Genomic DNA, 17,611 nt, shown 5'->3' on the forward strand with positions numbered 1-17,611 from the left:
GCCGCTCAGCGGCCGGCGGGCTCCTTGCCGCCTCCGGGCGGAACGGCGGCGCGCTCCTCGACCGGCGCGGCCTCCTGCGTCGTCGGCTCGGTGCGTGCGCGCATGCTCTCGAGCGCCCCCTTGCCGACCTCGCGCAGGCGCTCCGCGACGTCGCGGGTGGCCTCGGCGATGCGGTGCGCCGCCTGCTCGGCGGCTTCCTTGGCGTCGCGCGCGGTCTCGGGCGAGCGGCCATCACCGCCACGGTCTTCGTCGGGCGCCTGATTCAGCGCTCCCGCGTCGGATGATGCGCGCGAAGCGTCCTTGGCGAATTCGCTCGCGGCCTTCTCCGCCGCCGTGCGCACCGCCGCTTCCACCGCGGCGCTGCCCGCCTCGCCGATCTTGCGCGCGGCCTCGCCGGCCTTCTGCATCGCCTCGCGTGCCGCCTCGGCGGCTTCGCGCCGGGCCTCGGCAGCCTCGCCACGCGGCGCCTCGGGCGCCGGAGCGGCTTGTTCGACCTTGGGCGCCGGCGCGGGCTCGGGTGCGCAGGCGACGACGAGCACGGAGGCGGCGAGGGCGAGGAGCAGGCGGGACGCGTTCATGAAGGACGAGAGCGGATTCGACGGCGACAGCCTGCAGGGTACGCAATCCCGTCGCGAAGAAGAACTGCAAGATGCACGCCGCAACAAGCGGAAAAACGATGGGGCCCACATGGGCCCCATCGTATCCGTCACACCGGAACCGCTTACTTGACGCGGTTCTTGTACTCGTCGGTGCGGGTGTCGATCTCGATCTTGTCGCCGATCTCGACGAAGGCCGGCACGGGCAGCTCGAAGCCGGTGCTGATCTTGGCCGGCTTCATGACCTTGCCCGAGGTGTCGCCCTTGACGGCGGGCTCGGTGTAGACGACCTCGCGCACCACGCTGTTGGGCAACTCGACCGAGATCGCCTTGCCGTTGTAGAACACCACCTCGCACTGCAGGCCGTCCTCGAGGTACTTGAGCGCGTCGGTCATGTTGTCCGCTTCGACTTCGTACTGCTCGTAGTCGGCATCCATGAACACGTACATCGGGTCCGCGAAGTAGGAGTAGGTGACTTCCTTGTGGTCGAGGACGACGACCTCGAACTTGTCGTCGGCCTTGTAGACCGACTCCGACGGCGCACCGGTGAGCAGGTTCTTGAACTTCATCTTCACGACCGCGGAGTTGCGGCCGGACTTGTTGTATTCGGCCTTCTGCACCACCAACGGGTCGCTGCCGACCATGATGACGTTGCCCGAGCGGAGTTCCTGAGCGGTTTTCATGCTGTTTCCTGAATGGTTCGACGCGACTCGTGGTCGCATGTCCTTGAAAAAATTAGCGCGCGATTCTACCGCGCGGCGTGCGCGATGTGGGAACAGAATGTATCGAGTGCGGTCGCGAGGTCAGGCAAGGCCGCCTGCACATCGCACCAGCGGCGAGCATGGACATCGAGCGCGGGCAGCGCCGCGGCGAGGGCCGGCCAGGCCTCGGCCGGCGTCGCGCGATCCGGCGCGCAGCCGTTCCAGGCGCGCCAGAAGCGGGCGAGCGCATCCGCCTCGGCCGCCGGCAGCCCCTGCAGGTAGCGCGCCAGGAAAGCCTCGAGCTTGTCGTGGTGGGCGGCATCCGCCTGCGGATAGATCTGCCACACGAAGGGCCGCGCCGCCCACTGCGCGCGCACGAAGGAGTCCTCGCCGCGCACGAAATTCAGCTCGCAGGCCCACAGCAGCTCGTCGTAGCCCGCCTGGTCGGTGAAGGGCAGCACGCAGGCGGTGAGCGCGCCGCGCACCACCCGATCGCCCGCCTGCAGGCGCTCGCGACCGAGCGCACGTTGCACGTCGCCGAGCACGCGCGACTCGGGCACCAGCACCAGCATCTCGCGACCGCTGCCGGTCCAGGCGTCGAACAGGGCGGGGAGCTTCGGCTGCTCGTAGGCGAACAGCGACACCCGCAGCGCATCCGGGCTGCTCGCGATGCCGCGCGCGGCCAGCCAGGCGGCGCGTCCCTCGGGACGGGCTCGCCAGGCGTCGCGGCGCGCGAGCAGGTCGGCCTCGCGCGGCAATCCGCCAGTGCCCGCATCGAAGCCCGGAAAAAAGAAATGCTTCACCAGCGGCAGGCGCGGATGCGGCGAGGCCATGCCGTGACAGCCCGCCACCCAGGCCTCGGCCGACAGGTACTCGAGGTTGATCCACAACGGCGCCTGCCGCAGCGCCGCCATGGCCTCGAGCTGGGCGGTCGGCAGCTCGCAGGCGAAGGCCTCGACGACGATCTCGCCCGGCACGAGCGGAACGAACGCCCTCGTCCAGCGCCGCAACTCCACCCCTTGCACGCTTCCGCCCGCCCGCTCATCCACCGCGGCGGCGGCCGGACAGATGCGCCGCAAGGCCTCCCATTCATCCACCCAGAGCCGCACCGCTCCACCTCCACGGCGTGCCAGATCGGTCGCCAGCCGCCAGCACACGCCGATATCCCCAAAATTATCCACAACCTGACAGAAGATCTCCCAGCGGGGACGGGCGGGCGACCGGAATCGATGCATGGTGGGGACAATCCTGGATAAACAATGGGGACAGCTTGTGAACAAGCCGACTTCACGCGATCGGCCGGAAAAGGCTCAACAAAACGCGCACAGCCGACCAAGGGGCTTCTCAACCGCCTTTTGAAGAACACGAACGCTTTGCCGGCAAGGTCTCCGGGTACTTATCCACAAGAAACGCGCCACTGTTAACTTCTTTGTTATTTAAATCAATAGAAAAACAGAAGAACAAACCCGCAGCCGCCACGGCCGGGCCACCAAGCTTGCCCAGCGCACGAGAGTGCCGGCATGATGCCGGCCATGGGTGGTCGCTTCCCCGACCACGAACCACCCGAGAGGCCGCCAGGCCCATGAATCAGGATCTTTCCCCATGCATGGCCGCAAACTTCTTCCGCTCGCCCTGATCCTCGCCTTTCCCGCGCTCGCAATCGCCCAATCGGCGCAACAGCAAGGACTTCCCTCCCCCGAGGCGGCGCAGGAACAGGCTCTGCTGGAGCAGAGCCGCACGCAGGTGCGCGGTTTCTCGGTATGGCTGGGGGAAACGGTGAATGACTGGTTCGGCGATCGTCCCTTCGAGGAGGGCGGCAAGGTGACCAATGGGCGTCTGGGGCTACGCAACCTGTGGCGTCAGGACGAAGGCTGGAATACCAACGTGCGTTTCCGTGCGCGTTTCGATCTCCCCAACCTGCGCGACAAGGCCTACGTTTTCATCGGCCGGCAGAACGAGCGCGAACTCGTGACCGACCAATCCGAAGCCTTTACGCGCGAACAGCTCCTGCTCGAAGAACGCCGCAAGGAAGACCAGACCGGTTTTGCCGGCGTGGGGGTGGCCTTGCGCAAGAACCTCGATTTCCGTGTCGGTGTGCGCGGCGGAATGAAGTTCTACACCCAGGCGCGTTATCGCAAGCAGTGGGCGCTGACCGAACTGGACCGGATCGAATTCCGCGAAACGGTGTTCTGGAACAACAAGGACAAGTTCGGCTCGACCACCGCGCTGGACTACGAGCACGCCTTCACGCCCTCGCTCTCGCTGAATTGGCAGAATGCGACGACGATTTCGGAAAAGACCGACGATTTCGCCTGGGGTAGCAGCCTGGGGCTGTTCAAGCGCTTCGGTGACGATCGGATCCTGTCGGGCGAGATGCTGGTGACCGGAGAAACCGGTGCCGAAGAAAACGTGGATGAATACGGCGTGCGGATGAAATGGACCCAGCCGGTCTATCGCGACTGGTTGATCGGCGAGTTCATCGTCGGCCACTACTGGCCGCAGCGCGAGGACCGCGAGCGCGAGCGCGCCTGGGGGGTCGGGGTGAACCTCGAGATGCGCTTCTGAGCTTCCGAGGCCTCGTAGGAGCGACACAAGTCGCGATCGGCGCGCCGGTTCGTGCGGCACTCGTCTCGCCACCGCAATCGCGACTTGCGTCGCTCCCACGGGAGACAGCGCGGCGTATCGGCGCCGTAGGAGCGACGCAAGTCGCGATCGGGCCTCGATAGCACCGTCCGCTCGAGGGCGAGCGTCCAATCGCGACTTGCGTCGCTCCTACGGAATCCGGTGCGGAGGCCGGCGCATGCGGCGGAGCGCGATGGCAGGCAGGCTCAGGAAGTCGCGTCGGCGTAGTCGGCCAGGCGGGCCAGGTCCTCGGCCTCGAGCCAGCGCCACTGCCCGGGCGCCAGCCCGGCCGGCAGGTCGAGCCCGCCCACGCGGCTGCGGTGCAGCACCTCGACACGGTTGCCGGCGGCGCCGACCATGCGCTTGACCTGATGATACTTGCCCTCGCAGATCGTCAGCCGCAGCGTGGTCGGACTGAGCAGCTCGCACGCCGCAGCCGCGATCGGCGCGGGCTCGTCGTTCAGTTCGACGCCGGCGACCAGCCGGTCGGCGAAGTCCTGTTCCACCGCATGCTTGAGCGTCACCTCATAGACCTTGGGCGTACGCTTCTTTCCCGAGCTCCACTGGTGGATGAACTGGCCGTCGTCGGAGAGCAGCAGCAGGCCGGTCGTGTCCTGGTCGAGCCGGCCCACGCACTGCACGCCGCGCGCGAGCAGCTGCGGTGGCAGCAGGGTGAACACCGAGGGATGGAAGGTCGGCTTCTGCGAGCATTCGTAGCCTGCAGGCTTGTGCAGGACCACGTAGGCCTGGGCGCGGAAGCGCCAGGGTTGATCATCGACGGTGAATTCGAGCCCGGGCGAACCATCGCGGCTGCCGGGGTCGAATTCCTCGGTGGGGTCGTCGCAGACTTCGCCGGCGACGCTGACGTAGCCGGCACGGATGAGGGCACGGCAATCCTTGCGGCTGCCGAAGCCCTGGGCGTGGAGGAGGCGTTCGAGTTGCATGGGACGCATGTTAGCAGGGCGAGCGCCGCGGCAAGATCGACGCCCCGGCTCACCGTGCAGGATGGGGAGCGACCGAGGTCGTGCCGTGCGCGGGCCGAGCGGGTAAACTGCCGCCCTGCCCGCTCGGGAGAAGCACTTGAAATTCGAACACCTGATCGAGGTCAATGATCTCGCCAACCCGCTGCTGACCCCGCTCACCCGCGAAGAGCTGTGGTTCGGCCTGCTCTGCCGCGCCGAGGACGCGCGCGCCTTCCTGCCCGGCCTGGAGGCCTGCCGCATCGTCGAGCGCGGCGAGGGCAGCCTGGTCCGCGATCTGCACTTCGGCCACGCCGTGATCCGCGACCGGGTGAACTTCGACACCTTGCGCTGGATCCGCTTCGAAACCGAGGCCAACGCACAGCATGCCGGCGGCAGCCTCACGATCACCATCGAGGAACCCGAGCCCGGCGCCCTCTTCCTGCGTTTCGCCTACCACACCTCGCTGCCCGACCAGGGCGAGGACGCGCGCTACGCGGAATTCGTGCGCTCGGCCTACCACCAGTCCGACCTCGACACCGTGCGCATCATCCGCATGATCGCCGCGTCCGGCGGGCTCGAACAGTAGGGCCCCAAGGACTCCCGACGGCGCTGCGGCGGCCGGCTTGCCATGGCAGCGTGCTGCCGTGCGCGAGTGGCCTGGCCAGCGAACTTCCCGTGCGGTGGCGTTGCATGTGCGGGCCGGACGGCTCGCACAGCCGTTTTTCGCTCCCGAGCGTCGTCTCATCTTCCCTCTCACCAACAGGAAACCCCTTCGTCATGTGGTTCAAGAATCTGCAGGTCTATCGCCTTCCCGCCAACTGGGACATGAGCGCCGAGCGCCTCGAGGAACAGCTCGCGAAGAAGCCCTTCCACCCCTGCGGCAGCCAGGACATGGAGAGTCGCGGCTGGCTGTCGCCGCTGGGCAACGAGGTGCTGGTGCACGCCGTGGGCGGCCAGTGGCTGGTCTGCCTCGGCTTCGAGCACCGCCTGCTGCCCTCCGCGGTGGTCAAGCAGGAGGCCGACGAGCGCGCCGAGGAGCTGGCCGAGCAACAGGGCTACAAGCTCGGTCGCAAGCAGTTGAAGGAGCTGCGCGAGCAGGTGACGCAGGAACTGATGCCGCGCGCCTTCACCCGCCGCCGCCGCATGTTCGCCTGGATCGACCCGATCAATGGCTGGCTGGTGGTGGATGCCGCCAGCCAGAGCAAGGCCGAGGACATGCTCGAGCAGCTGCGCCACACCCTCGACAGCTTCCCGCTGACCTTGCTGCGCACCGAGCGCTCGCCGATGTCGGCGATGGCCGACTGGCTGGCCGGTGGCGAGGCCCCGGACGGCTTCACCATCGACCAGGACTGCGAGCTGCGCTCGGTGGCCGAGGACAAGGCCGCGGTGCGCTATGCGCGTCACCCGCTCGAAGGCGACGACGTCAAGGGCCACCTGGAAGCCGGCAAGCTGCCGACCCGGCTGGCGCTGACCTTCGACGACCGCATCAGCTTCGTGCTGACCGAGAAGCTCGAGATCAAGCGTCTCGATTTCCTCGACATCGTGCGCGATCAGGTGGGCGAAGCCGACAAGGACGACGCCGAGGCGCTGTTCAACGCCGAATTCGCGCTCATGACCGGCGAACTCGCCCACCTGCTGCCGGCGGTCGTGGCCGCGCTCGGCGGCGAGCTTGCAGGCGCCGCGGTGGAAACCGGCGTGAGCGCCGAGCTGCCGCGTGTGCAGAAGGAAATGGCCGCCGCGCGGCCGGTGTCCGCGCAGACCGTCGCCGCGGACGATCCGCCGTTCTGAGCCTCGCAGCGCCTGGCAGGTTTGGCACGGGCGCACGGGCCGGGCTGCTGCATCGCGACTTGCGTCGCTCCCACGGTACGGCTCCAGAAGAGCGGTGGATTCTGTAGGAGCGACGTAAGTCGCGATACAGGCCGTCGAGATGGAAATGCTGCACCGATGGGGGGTTCGAGCCGCAAGCAGGGGTCCGCTTCTTGGTGTACACAGAATTTAAAGATTTAAAAGATCATAAAGATCATGTACCGCCCGATTCTGTGGACAACCCGGTTTTTCATGGCTGAATCAGCGTCTTGCATCAAGCAAAACCCGGTGCACGATGGCCGCGGGAAACGAGTACGGTTTGTGGATGAAAAACCCGCCGTCGCCGCCTTCACGACTTATCCACAATTTCCGATCCCCTTCGGTCACAGCTTTCCCACTGCCCGAAAAACGCCACACGGGAACCGATCCTCACCCGCGAACCCGTTCCCCGGCGAGCTGCGCTAAAGTCTGCCCATGAACGACACGATGTTCCTCGAATGGTGGCACTGGGAGATCGCCGGCATCGCGCTGGTGCTGCTCGAGCTTGCCCTGCCCTCCTTCTTCATCATCTGGTTCGGGCTCGGTGCGATGCTCACCGGATTCGTGCTGCTCGCGATGCCGGACCTGGCGCTGTCGCAGCAGATCGCGGTCTGGATCATCGCCTCGATGGCGATGACCGTGCTGTGGTTCAGCTTCGCGAAGCGCGCGCGCGTCAGGACCCTGATCGGCACCGCCGCCGGCGAGGTGATCGGGGAAGTGGGCCTGCTGGTGAGCGCGGTCGCGCCCTTCGAGCGCGGCAAGGTGCGCTTCCAGCGCCCGGTGCTCGGCGCCGACGAATGGGCCTGTGTGGCCGAGAGCGCGATCGCGGCCGGCGAGCGCGTGAAGGTGGTGAGCGTGGAGGGCAGCTACGTCAAGGTGACGAAGGCCTGAGCAACAAGGAAAGCAAGGAAATGATCATGTCGGAAGGACTCGCGATCGCGATCGCGGTGCTGGTGTTCGTGGTGATCACGATCGCCAAGGGGGTGCGTCTGGTGGCGCAGGGCGAGGAATGGGTGGTCGAGCGCCTGGGCAAGTACCACGCCACGCTGCGCCCCGGGCTCAACATCCTCATCCCCTACCTCGACCGCGTCGCCTACAAGCTGGTGACCAAGGACATCATCCTCGACGTGCAGGAGCAGGAGGTCATCACCCGCGACAATGCGGTGATCCTCACCAACGCGATCGCCTTCGTGAAGGTCACCGACCCGGTCAAGGCGGTGTATGGCGTGACCGACTTCTCCGAGGCGATCCGCAACCTGATCATGACCACGCTGCGCTCGATCGTCGGCGAGATGGAGCTCGACGAGGCGCTGTCCTCGCGCGACAAGATCAAGGCGCGCCTGCGCGAGAGCATCGCCGACGAGGCGGTCGACTGGGGCCTCACGGTGAAGTCGGTCGAGATCCAGGACATCAAGCCTTCCGAATCCATGCAGCGGGCGATGGAGCTGCAGGCCGCCGCCGAGCGCGAGCGCAAGGCCGCGGTGACCAAGGCCGAGGGCGCCAAGCAGGCCGCCATCCTCGAGGCCGAGGCGCGGCTCGAATCCGCCAAGCGCGACGCCAACGCCCAGGTCATGCTCGCCGAGGCCTCGGCCGAGTCGATCCGCCGCGTCACCGCCGGAATCGGCGACCAGGCGGGCCCGATGATGTACCTGCTCGGCGAGAAGTACATCGCCGCGCTCGAGAAGCTGGGCGACTCCGGCAGCGCCAAGATCGTGGTGATGCCCGCCGACCTCCAGGAGACCTTGCGCGGCCTCGTCGGCCGGCTGGGCGCGCGCGGCTGAATCCGCTCCAGCCCGGCGTCTCCGATCGCTTTCCCCGGATCCGTACCCGCAACAAAGGAAGACAACGATGCGCAAATACTCGAAACCCGTCCGTAGCCTGATTGCCGCCGTCGCACTGGTCACGGTCTCCACTGGCGCGCTGGCGCAGAACTTTATGAAGGACAAGGCCGAGGTCGAGAAGCTGCTCACCGGCGCCACCTTCATCGGTGTGTATCTGCGCACCGAATCGGCCTACACGCTCCAGTTCGGCACCGACGGTACGCTCACCGACACCACCGGCGCCAAGGCGCGCTGGTGGGTGGACGAGCAGGCGCGCTATTGCCGCGAATGGCTCGACGGCAAGCTCAAGGGCAACACCGGCTGCATGAACCTCGAGCTCGAGGAAGGCCAGGTAGCGCTCTACTCCGAAGGCAAGAAGGTGGTCGAGGGCATCGTCACCCGAAAATGACCGGCGCGACCGGAGCGGGCATGCGACTGCTGATCGTCTATTCCACCATCGACGGCCATACGCTCGAGATCTGCGAGCGCATCGCCGCGATCGCGCGTGCGACCGGTCACGAGGTCGAGCTGGCCGAGGTGGAGTCGGCCAGCGCTGAACAGCTCGAGGCCTGCGACCGCATCGTGATCGGCGCCAGCATCCGCTACGGTCACCATCGTCCCGCGGTGAAGGCCTTCATCGACCGCCACCAGGCGGCGCTCGAGGTGCGCCCGAACGCCTTCTTCTCGGTCAACGCGGTCGGCCGCAAGCCGCACAAGCGCCAGGCCGACACCAACCCCTACGTGCGCAAGTTCCTCGGCCAGCTGCGCTGGAAGCCGCAGCAGGTGGAGGTCTTCGGCGGCAAGATCGAATACCCGCGCTACGGCTTCTTCGACCGCAACATGATCCGCCTGATCATGTGGATCACCGGCGGCCCCACCGACCCGCGCTCGGTCACGGATTTCACCGACTGGACGCAGGTCGAGGCCTTCGCGCACCAGCTTCTCGCCTGACTGGTGACGGAAAACGCGCGCGCCGCGGAGCCGATCGCGGGCTGGGCACTGTGGCGGCTCGACGACAACGGCAACCGCTTCCTGGTGGCGGTGTTCGCCTGCCGGGACGAGGCGGAGGCGGCCGTGCGCGCCTTCGAGGCGCACGGACACAAGCAGACCTACTGGGTGGAGGCGGCCGGCGATCGCGGTTGCCCACCCGTTTGACGGGACTTCCTACACCGGCGCCGGGATGGCGGCGAGGGTGTGCTCGAGATGCTCGCAGCAGCGCATCCAGACCATCGCGACCGGCGATGGCGAGCGGTGGTGTGGATGGTCCGGGGGGCACTGCGGCCGCGGCCAGGTGGACAGCCCATTGCTTGCGGAGGCCGCGGTGGACGAATCGCCGCGATTTGCGGAAACTTCCGCGCGCCACGGGCCTGCAAGGCCTCGGCGACCGGCTCGTCGAGGCTGCAGACGTTTCCAGCGCCTGGTTGCCGCGCTTACTTCAGGTGGTGCTGGGTCAGCGCCACCCAGTAGGCGGCGCCCACGGGCAGGTTGTCGTCGTCGAAGTCGTACTTGGGATGGTGAACCATGGCGGTGTCGCCGTTGCCGATGATGCAGTAGGTGCTCGGCTTGAGCTGGGCGAAAAAGGCGAAATCCTCGCTGCCCATGTAGGTCGGTCCGGGCATCACCACCTGATCCTCGCCGAGCAGCTTGCGGGCGACGTCGGCACACTCCTCGGTCAGCGCGGGATCATTGACCAGCACGGCACCCGGCGAACCTTCGCGGATTTCGTAGCGGACCCCGAAGGCCTCGGCCTGTGCCGCGGTGATGGACTTGATCTTGGCGAGCACCAGCTGACGCGTTTCCGGTTTGCTGGTGCGGGTGCTCAGGCGCAGGGTCGCGGTCTGCGGAATGACGTTGCCGGCATCGCCCGCCAGGAAGGCGCCGACGCTCACCACGGCCGAATCCTTGGCCGCGACGTTGCGCGAGACGATGGTCTGCAGCGCCATGACCAGGGAAGCTCCCGCCACCACCGGGTCGATGCTTTTCTCGGGCATCGAGCCGTGGCTGCCGACACCGGTCAGCACGATTTCCCAGTTGTCCACCGCGGCGAACAGCGGGCCGGAGGTGAAGTACATCTTGCCCTGCTCCAGCGCGGGCATGTTGTGCATGCCGAAGACCGCATCCATCGGGAAGCGCTCGAACAGACTGTCCTGGATCATGGCGACCGCGCCGCCCATGATTTCTTCGGCGGGCTGGAAGATCAGGTTGACCGTGCCGTTGAACGCACGAGTGCGCGCCAGGTGCTGCGCAGCCCCCAGCAGCATGGCGCTATGACCGTCATGACCGCATGTATGCGACTTGCCTTCGATGGTGCTCTTGTGGTCGCTGTCATTCGCTTCCTGCACGGCGAGGGCGTCGGTATCGGCACGCAGGCCGATCGACTTCTTGCTGTCGCCGCAGCGCATCCTGGCCACCACACCCGTCTTGCCGACGCCTTCGGTGACCTCGTATCCCCACTCCCGCAGCAGGCCGGCGATGTAGCTGGCCGTCTTGTGCTCGTCGAACGCGACCTCGGGGTGGCGGTGCATGTGGTGACGCCAGGTCTTCATCGCTTCCTGATTCGCCGACAACTCTTGCAAAAGCGTGCTCATGATGACTCCCGATCGAAATCTGAAACCTGTTGATGAAACGCCCGGGCCGTGCGGACCGATGCGATCGGCCCGGGCTGACTGTGCGCACGCGCCATGCTGGAATCCACTGCGCACGGCGCGGAGAGGGTTTGCCCTGGAAGCGGGTCAGTTCTTCTTGCCGACGAACTTCGGCACGGTGAGCATGATCGACATGATCGCCACCACCACCATGAAGACGTTGAACATCAGCGCGATGATCGCTGCCTCGCGCACGGCCAGGTTGTCCTGGCGTCCGGCGAAGGTGATCACGCCTTCGAGCCAGGCGATGCTCTCGGGGTTGGCACTGAGCGCGGTGAAGATCGCAGCGGAGATCGCCACACCGAAGGCGGCGCCCAGCGAGGAAGCCATCTTGTAGATGCCCGCGCCCGAACCGGCCTGGGCGGCCGGTAGCGCGGACAGCGCGGCGTCGGTCGAAGGCGTGGCGTAGAAGGCCAGACCGACCCCGAACAGGGTGTAGCCGATGATGGCGAGGGTGTTGTAGTCCTCGAGCAGCAGGTTGGCCGGGGACAGCATCACGATCGACACGCCCACGATCAGGCAACCCCAGATCATCGGCTTGCGGGCGCCGAAGCGTTGCAGCAGCTTTTCACCGACACGGATGAAGGCGATGATTGCGATCGCATAACCCAGGGTCAGGCCACCGGCTTGCTGCGCCGTCATGTTGCCGCCCAGTTGAACCAGTTGCAGCGAAACCAGCAGGGTGCCGGCCACACCGTTGAGCAGGAAGTTGGACAGGGTGGCGCCGGTATAGGTCGGGTTCTGGAACAGCTTGAAATCGACGAAGGGCTGGCCGCTGGTGTTTTCGATACGGAAGAACAGGGTGCCGAAGATCACCACGACGGCGATCAGACCCATGATCAGTGGGCTGGTCCAGCCCATCTTGTTGCCTTGAGTGACGACGATCTGCAGGGCCACCATGCTGATCATGAAGGTCAGCACGCCCGGCAGGTCGAACTTGTAGGCGCCTTTGGTTTCGGCCTTGCTTTCCGGTGTGCCCTTGACCATCAGCATGCCGATCACGGCGACGACGATCGAGGCGAAGAAGATGTAACGCCAGCCGAGGTTCTCCGCGACCAGGCCGCCGAACAGCGAACAGACACCCGACCCCCCCAGGAGCCGATGGACCACAGGCTCACCGCGCGCTGACGGGCCGGACCGTCCCAGTACGTCTTCACCAGCGCGAGACTGGCTGGCATGATGCAGGCTGCCGAAACCCCCTGCAGGGCACGACCTACCAGCAGGAAGGTGGTCGCCAGGCTGCCGGTGGGGGCGAGGGCGATCAGCAGGGAACCGACGATGCTGAGCAGGAAGCCGATCTGAACGGTCTTCACGCGGCCGATACGGTCTGCAAGCCCGCCGATGACGACGATGAAGATGCCGGAAAAGAGTGCGGTGATGGCCACCGCATTGTTCATCATGCTGGCATCGAGACCGAGGTCCTTTTGCATGTCCGGCGCAATGTTGAGGACCGTCTGTGCAAAAAGCCAGAATGTGATGACGCCTAAGATGATGCCATACAGCAGCTTGTCATTGCCTTGGTAGGCAGTGCTTGGTGTACCCACGACGGCTGTCATGTCGATCTCCTGAATGAAGGGCTCTGGATGGAATTCACGCGGCCATGTTAGTCATTCGCTCGAGCGGCAAAAGGCATTTCATTGACTGTCGTGAAGACCGTTTGGAATCACCCCGGACGGTTTATCGGCTTATGATTCCGGCAATAAGACTCAGTCGATTGTTTGGACGGAATCCAAAGCATTCCGAACGAAACCGATGAAAGAGCATCAACTTCGAGCGCTGGTGCAGGTCGCGGAATGCAGTTCGATTCGTGCAGCGGCCCGTTCGATGCACCTGAGCCAGAGCGCCCTGACCAAGTCGCTGCGCGAACTGGAAGAAGACGTGGGTGAGGAACTCATGACCCGCAGCTACAAGGGCATCGAGTTCACCCCGGCGGGCAGCATGCTGCTCAGCCATGCACGGCTGGCGCTGTCGATTCTCGACAAGGCGGCGAGGGAAATCCGCCTGCTGCGGGGCGGTGCAGGCGCACGCGTGGTCCTCGCCGTCACGCCCATGGCGGGGGCCGTAGCCCTGCCGCGCGTGTTGCGCGAGTACGAAAAATTGTGTCCGGACGCCGAGGTGCACCTGACCGAAGGCTTGCTGAGCCAGGTTCTGCCCGACCTGATCGAGGGGCGCCTCGACTTTGCGATCGCGGTCGCCGATCCCGCCGAGCTGCCCTACGAAGTCATCTTCGAGCCGCTCGGACCCGCCAATGCCGTGCTGGAAGGACGGGAAGGCCACCCACTGGCCGCAGCCACGACCTGGGCGGAACTCCGCGACGCCAAGTTCGTGATGAACCTGAGCCCCGGCAGTCTCGGACGTGCCTTGATGAGCTGGATGGAGCAGCAGGGCCTGCCGACGCCCAGGCACGTGATCCACTGTTCATCGACCCTGCTCATGCTCGAGCTCATGCAGCGCACGGACTGCATCGGCATCGGTCCGGGCCGTCTGTTCGACGACAAGTTCGTCGGCTATGGCCTGCAGCGCATCGACGTGACGCCCATGCCGCCGCCGATGTGTTTCGGCCTGCTGCGCCTGCGCGCCTTGCCGCTGTCGACTGCAGCCAAACCGATGGCGACCCTGTTTTCGCGTTATCTGAGCACCTGAGCGGGGACGCAGCCCGGCCTGGGCTGCGCGATGAATGGCAGCGATGCTCGGTTGCCTCGCTCAGCCCAGCACTTCCCCATGCTCGCGCGTGGCGTGGAAGGTCACCTTGGGCCACTTCTCCGCGGTCACTGCCAGGTTGTAGCGACTGGTGGCCAGATACACCGGGTTGCCGTCGATGTCCTTGCCCAGGCGCAGCGCCTGTTCGCGCTCGAAGTTGCGCCGGGTGACGTCATCGGGGAAGGTGAGCCAGCGTGCGGTGTGGATGTCGGCCGGTTCGAAGATCGCATCGACCTTGTACTCGTCCTTCAGGCGCTGGGCGACGATCTCGAACTGCAGCACGCCGACCGCGCCGAGCAGCATCTGGCCGCCCTCGAGCTCGAAGACCTGGATCGCGCCTTCCTCGCCGAGCTCCTGCAGGCCCTTCTGCAGCTGCTTGGACTTGAGCGGATCGCGCAGGCGGGCGGCGCGGAACATTTCGGGCGAGAAGTAGGGAATGCCCTTGAAGCCGAGGTTCTCGCCTTCGGTCAGGGTGTCGCCGATCTGCAGCTGGCCATGGTTGTGGATGCCGACGATGTCGCCGGCGACGCCGTCCTCCATGATCACGCGCTCGTTGGCCATGAAGGTGAGCACGTTGGCCAGCTTCATCTCGCGCCCGGCGCGCACGTGGCGCACCTTCATGCCGGCGCTGTAGCGGCCGGAGCAGATGCGGAAGAAGGCGATGCGGTCGCGGTGCTTCGGGTCCATGTTGGCCTGGATCTTGAACACGAAGCCGGTGAACGCGGGCTCGGCCGGCTGCACCATGCGGCTGCCGCCATCGCGCGCCTGCGGCGGCGGCGCCCAGTCGATCAGCGACTGCAGGATCTCCTGCACGCCGAAGTTGTTGATGCCCGAGCCGAAGAACACCGGGCTCTGCTTGCCGGCGAGGAAGTCGTCGAGGTCGAAGGGCGGGGAGGCGCCGTCGATCAGCTCGACGTCCTCGCGCAACTGGCCGACCTCCATCGGGAAGCGCTTGTCGAGCTCGGGGTTGTCGAGACCCTTGATGATCTCGCCGTCGCTGCGGCGCTCCTCGCCCGGAGTGAAGGTCAGCACCTGGTGCTGCAGCAGGTGATACACGCCGCGGAAGGCCTTGCCCATGCCCAGCGGCCAGGTCACCGGCGCGCAGGTGATCTTGAGCACATCCTCGATCTCGGCGAGCAGCTCGAAGGGTTCGCGCACCTCGCGGTCGAGCTTGTTGACGAAGGTGATGATCGGCGTGTTGCGCAGGCGGCAGACCTCGAGCAGCTTGATCGTCTGCGCTTCCACGCCCTTGGCGGCGTCGATCACCATCACCGCGGCGTCGACCGCGGTCAGCACGCGGTAGGTGTCTTCCGAGAAGTCCTCGTGGCCCGGGGTGTCGAGCAGGTTGATGGTGTGGCCCTGGTACTCGAACTGCATGACCGAGCTGGTCACCGAGATGCCGCGCTGCTTCTCGACTTCCATCCAGTCCGAGGTGGCGTGGCGGGCCGACTTCCTCGCCTTCACCGTGCCGGCGAGCTGGATCGCGCCGCCGAACAGCAGCAGCTTTTCGGTGAGCGTGGTCTTGCCCGCGTCGGGGTGGGAGATGATGGCGAAGGTGCGGCGCTTCTCGACGTCGCGCAGCAGTTCGGGCGGGAAGGGGGTGGTGGTCATCGGGGCTCGTCGGCAGGAAAGCAAAAACCGCCCGCCCGGGGTCGGGCGCGGCGGGACGAGCGGGATTCTACCAAGCAATCAGGGGGATGCCGCGCCGCGGGACGCACCCGCGGCGGCACCCTGCGGCGACGCGGGCTTACTTCTTCTTGCCGACCTGGTCGCCGATGACACCACCGATCGCGGCACCGCCCACGGTGCCGAGGATGCCGCCGTCGGTGATCACGGCACCGGCCACGCCGCCGACCGCGGCGCCGGTGGCCGCGCTTTTCTCGCGCGAGGACATGTTGTCCCAGGTCGCGCAGCCGGTGGTGGCGGCGGCGAGAAGCAGGGCGGGGACGAGGGTACGGATCTTCATGATGGCCTCCTTGTGATGGTCGGTGCGCGGAACACAGAGACATTGCCGCGCCGTCGCGGGTGTGCAGTATGAGTGCGCATCCGACGCAGGGATCCGGTCGCGAAGTTTCGACTTGTTTCGGACTTCCCGGTTCATGCGGCAGCGCGGCAAGCGCCGATTTCCGGCCTTTCCGGCGCGCCGGTGCGCCGCCTGCAGGCCTGCGGGGCGGTCGCGTCGATCACATCCGGATGCAGGTCTCACCTGCCGAGCATGTCCTGCGGGCGCACCCAGGCATCGAACTCCTCCGCGCTGGTGAAGCCTAGCGCAAGCGCCGCGGTACGCAGCGTGGTGCCTTCCGCCCAGGCCTTCTTGGCGATCTGCGCGGCCTTGTCGTAGCCGATGTGCGGGTTGAGCGCGGTGACCAGCATCAGGCTGCGCTCGAGGTGCTCGGACATGCGCGCGCGGTCCGCCTCCAGGCCGGCCACGCAATGGCGCTGGAAGTTGCGGCAACCGTCGGCGAGCAGGCGGATCGACTGCAGCAGGTTGTAGGCGATGACCGGCTTGAACACGTTGAGCTGCAGATGTCCCTGGCTGGCGGCGAAGGCGATCGTGGCATCGTTGCCGAGCACCTGGCAGGCGATCATCGACAAGGCCTCGCACTGCGTCGGGTTGACCTTGCCGGGCATGATCGAGCTGCCCGGCTCGTTGGCCGGCAGCTTCAGCTCGGCGAGGCCGGCGCGCGGGCCCGAGCCGAGCAGGCGCAGGTCGTTGGCGAGCTTCATCAGCGCCACCGCGAGCGTCTTCAGCGCGCCCGACAAGGCCACCAGCGGTTCGTGGCCGGCGAGCGCGGCGAACTTGTCGGGCGCACTGACCAGGGGCAGGCCGGTCAGCGCCGCCAGTTCGGCGGTGATTTCCACGCCGAAACCCGGTGGTGCGTTCAAGCCGGTGCCTACCGCAGTGCCGCCCTGGGCGAGCTCGCACACCGCGGGCAGCGCGGCGCGGATGGCATGCGCGGCGGTGTTCAACTGGGCGACGAAGGCCGACAGTTCCTGGCCGAAGGTGATCGGCGTGGCGTCCATGAGGTGCGTGCGTCCGGTCTTGAGCACCCCGGCATGGCGTTCGGCCTGGATGGCCAGCCCGTTCGACAGCTCGGTGATCGCGGGCAGCAGCTCGTCGTGCACCGCGCGCGCGGCGGCGATGTGCATCGCGGTCGGGAAACAGTCGTTCGAGCTCTGCGCGCGATTGACGTGGTCGTTCGGATGCACCGGTGCCTTGCCGCCGCGGCCCTGCCCGGCGAGTTCGTTGGCGCGCCCGGCGACGACCTCGTTGACGTTCATGTTGGTCTGCGTGCCGCTGCCGGTCTGCCACACCACGAGCGGAAACTGCGCATCGTGGCGTCCGGCGAGGATCTCGTCGGCCGCCTGTTCGATCAGGCGGGCGACTTCTGCGGGCAGTTCGCCGCTGCGGGCGTGCACGCGCGCAGCGGCCTTCTTGATCAGCGCGAGCGCATGCACGATGGCGAGCGGCATGCGCTCCTCGCCGATGGCGAAGTGGTGCAGCGAGCGCTGGGTCTGGGCACCCCAATAGGCTTCGGCAGGGACTTCGATCGGGCCGAGGCTGTCGGTTTCGCTGCGGGTCATGTTCAGCCTCCACGGGCGGGCAGACGGAAAACTCCGTTCTTACGTCGTCGGACGCCATCGGTGCCGCGCTTGTTCCGCAGCACGCCGCGCGGCAGCATGTGGCCGGTGTATGTCCAATCCGCCACCGGTGCACCG

The 17,611-nt window shown here is 66.5% G+C and carries 18 protein-coding genes and 1 pseudogene; 10 read left to right on the forward strand and 9 right to left on the reverse strand.

The window, feature by feature from the left end; translation table 11 throughout:
* Positions 1-5: 5 nt before the first annotated feature.
* The gene (locus tag PO78_RS01270) at positions 6-578 is read right to left on the reverse strand and encodes a hypothetical protein (RefSeq protein WP_012584261.1); all 573 of its coding nucleotides are present in this window, start codon (positions 576-578) and stop codon (positions 6-8) included.
* On the opposite strand from PO78_RS01270, the gene PO78_RS22715 reads away from it, so the two are divergent.
* Complete coding sequence (locus PO78_RS22715) at positions 577-729, forward strand: hypothetical protein (RefSeq protein ID WP_156147754.1); 153 nt, start codon at positions 577-579, stop codon at positions 727-729. The genes PO78_RS01270 and PO78_RS22715 overlap by 2 nt on opposite strands.
* On the opposite strand, the gene efp is transcribed toward PO78_RS22715, so the two are convergent.
* The gene (efp, locus tag PO78_RS01275) at positions 722-1,279 is read right to left on the reverse strand and encodes an elongation factor P (protein WP_004311867.1); all 558 of its coding nucleotides are present in this window, start codon (positions 1,277-1,279) and stop codon (positions 722-724) included. The two genes, PO78_RS22715 and efp, sit on opposite strands and share 8 nt — an antisense overlap.
* Positions 1,280-1,344: 65 nt before the next feature.
* A complete protein-coding gene (earP, locus tag PO78_RS01280; RefSeq protein WP_043741588.1) occupies positions 1,345-2,532 on the reverse strand; it encodes an elongation factor P maturation arginine rhamnosyltransferase EarP in 1,188 nt (395 codons plus the stop codon).
* A gap of 367 nt (positions 2,533-2,899) precedes the next feature.
* Here earP and PO78_RS01285 point away from each other — a divergent pair, with 367 nt between their 5' ends.
* On the forward strand, positions 2,900-3,862 hold the full coding sequence (locus PO78_RS01285; protein WP_004311863.1) for a hypothetical protein: 963 nt from the start codon (positions 2,900-2,902) through the stop codon (positions 3,860-3,862).
* Positions 3,863-4,125: 263 nt separating this feature from the next.
* Here the strand turns inward: PO78_RS01285 and PO78_RS01290 are convergent, their stop codons facing one another.
* Positions 4,126-4,872 (reverse strand): 16S rRNA pseudouridine(516) synthase, encoded by a 747-nt coding sequence (locus PO78_RS01290; protein WP_043741591.1) that lies wholly within the window; start codon positions 4,870-4,872, stop codon positions 4,126-4,128.
* 127 nt (positions 4,873-4,999) lie between these two features.
* On the opposite strand from PO78_RS01290, the gene PO78_RS01295 reads away from it, so the two are divergent.
* The 7 genes from PO78_RS01295 to PO78_RS01325 all read left to right on the forward strand — a co-directional run bounded on the left by PO78_RS01295 (position 5,000) and on the right by PO78_RS01325 (position 9,701).
* Complete coding sequence (locus PO78_RS01295; RefSeq protein WP_043741594.1) at positions 5,000-5,467, forward strand: SRPBCC family protein; 468 nt, start codon at positions 5,000-5,002, stop codon at positions 5,465-5,467.
* 191 nt (positions 5,468-5,658) lie between these two features.
* Positions 5,659-6,669 carry a recombination-associated protein RdgC gene (locus PO78_RS01300; protein WP_043741597.1) on the forward strand — a complete coding sequence of 337 codons (1,011 nt, stop codon included), beginning with the start codon at positions 5,659-5,661 and terminating at the stop codon, positions 6,667-6,669.
* A 492-nt stretch (positions 6,670-7,161) separates the two neighbouring features.
* Positions 7,162-7,617, forward strand: a complete 456-nt coding sequence (locus PO78_RS01305; RefSeq protein ID WP_004311856.1) for an NfeD family protein — start codon at positions 7,162-7,164, stop codon at positions 7,615-7,617.
* 20 nt (positions 7,618-7,637) lie between these two features.
* Complete coding sequence (locus PO78_RS01310) at positions 7,638-8,507, forward strand: SPFH domain-containing protein (RefSeq protein WP_004311854.1); 870 nt, start codon at positions 7,638-7,640, stop codon at positions 8,505-8,507.
* Positions 8,508-8,574: 67 nt separating this feature from the next.
* Positions 8,575-8,955: a hypothetical protein gene (locus PO78_RS01315; protein ID WP_043741601.1), complete on the forward strand. Its 381-nt coding sequence runs from the start codon at positions 8,575-8,577 to the stop codon at positions 8,953-8,955.
* Positions 8,956-8,975: 20 nt separating this feature from the next.
* Positions 8,976-9,497 carry a menaquinone-dependent protoporphyrinogen IX dehydrogenase gene (gene hemG / locus PO78_RS01320; protein ID WP_004311851.1) on the forward strand — a complete coding sequence of 174 codons (522 nt, stop codon included), beginning with the start codon at positions 8,976-8,978 and terminating at the stop codon, positions 9,495-9,497.
* A gap of 3 nt (positions 9,498-9,500) precedes the next feature.
* Positions 9,501-9,701 (forward strand): hypothetical protein, encoded by a 201-nt coding sequence (locus PO78_RS01325; RefSeq protein ID WP_043741604.1) that lies wholly within the window; start codon positions 9,501-9,503, stop codon positions 9,699-9,701.
* Between the two features lie 275 nt (positions 9,702-9,976).
* On the opposite strand, the gene PO78_RS01330 is transcribed toward PO78_RS01325, so the two are convergent.
* Together PO78_RS01330 and PO78_RS01335 are read right to left on the reverse strand one after the other, a co-directional pair.
* Positions 9,977-11,134: a M20 aminoacylase family protein gene (locus PO78_RS01330; protein WP_043741608.1), complete on the reverse strand. Its 1,158-nt coding sequence runs from the start codon at positions 11,132-11,134 to the stop codon at positions 9,977-9,979.
* Positions 11,135-11,278: 144 nt separating this feature from the next.
* Positions 11,279-12,747: pseudogene (locus PO78_RS01335) on the reverse strand (MFS transporter).
* Between the two features lie 196 nt (positions 12,748-12,943).
* Between PO78_RS01335 and PO78_RS01340 the strand changes: the two are divergent.
* On the forward strand, positions 12,944-13,834 hold the full coding sequence (locus PO78_RS01340) for a LysR substrate-binding domain-containing protein (protein WP_012584269.1): 891 nt from the start codon (positions 12,944-12,946) through the stop codon (positions 13,832-13,834).
* A gap of 60 nt (positions 13,835-13,894) precedes the next feature.
* Here the strand turns inward: PO78_RS01340 and PO78_RS01345 are convergent, their stop codons facing one another.
* The 3 genes from PO78_RS01345 to PO78_RS01355 form a co-directional block, all read right to left on the reverse strand.
* Complete coding sequence (locus PO78_RS01345) at positions 13,895-15,502, reverse strand: peptide chain release factor 3 (protein ID WP_004311843.1); 1,608 nt, start codon at positions 15,500-15,502, stop codon at positions 13,895-13,897.
* Between the two features lie 136 nt (positions 15,503-15,638).
* Positions 15,639-15,857 (reverse strand): glycine zipper 2TM domain-containing protein, encoded by a 219-nt coding sequence (locus PO78_RS01350; RefSeq protein WP_012584270.1) that lies wholly within the window; start codon positions 15,855-15,857, stop codon positions 15,639-15,641.
* Positions 15,858-16,093: 236 nt separating this feature from the next.
* Positions 16,094-17,476: a class II fumarate hydratase gene (locus tag PO78_RS01355; RefSeq protein ID WP_043741612.1), complete on the reverse strand. Its 1,383-nt coding sequence runs from the start codon at positions 17,474-17,476 to the stop codon at positions 16,094-16,096.
* Between the last annotated feature and the right edge of the window lie 135 nt (positions 17,477-17,611).

This window comes from Thauera sp. SWB20 (assembly GCF_000831325.1).
GTDB lineage: Bacteria > Pseudomonadota > Gammaproteobacteria > Burkholderiales > Rhodocyclaceae > Thauera > Thauera aminoaromatica.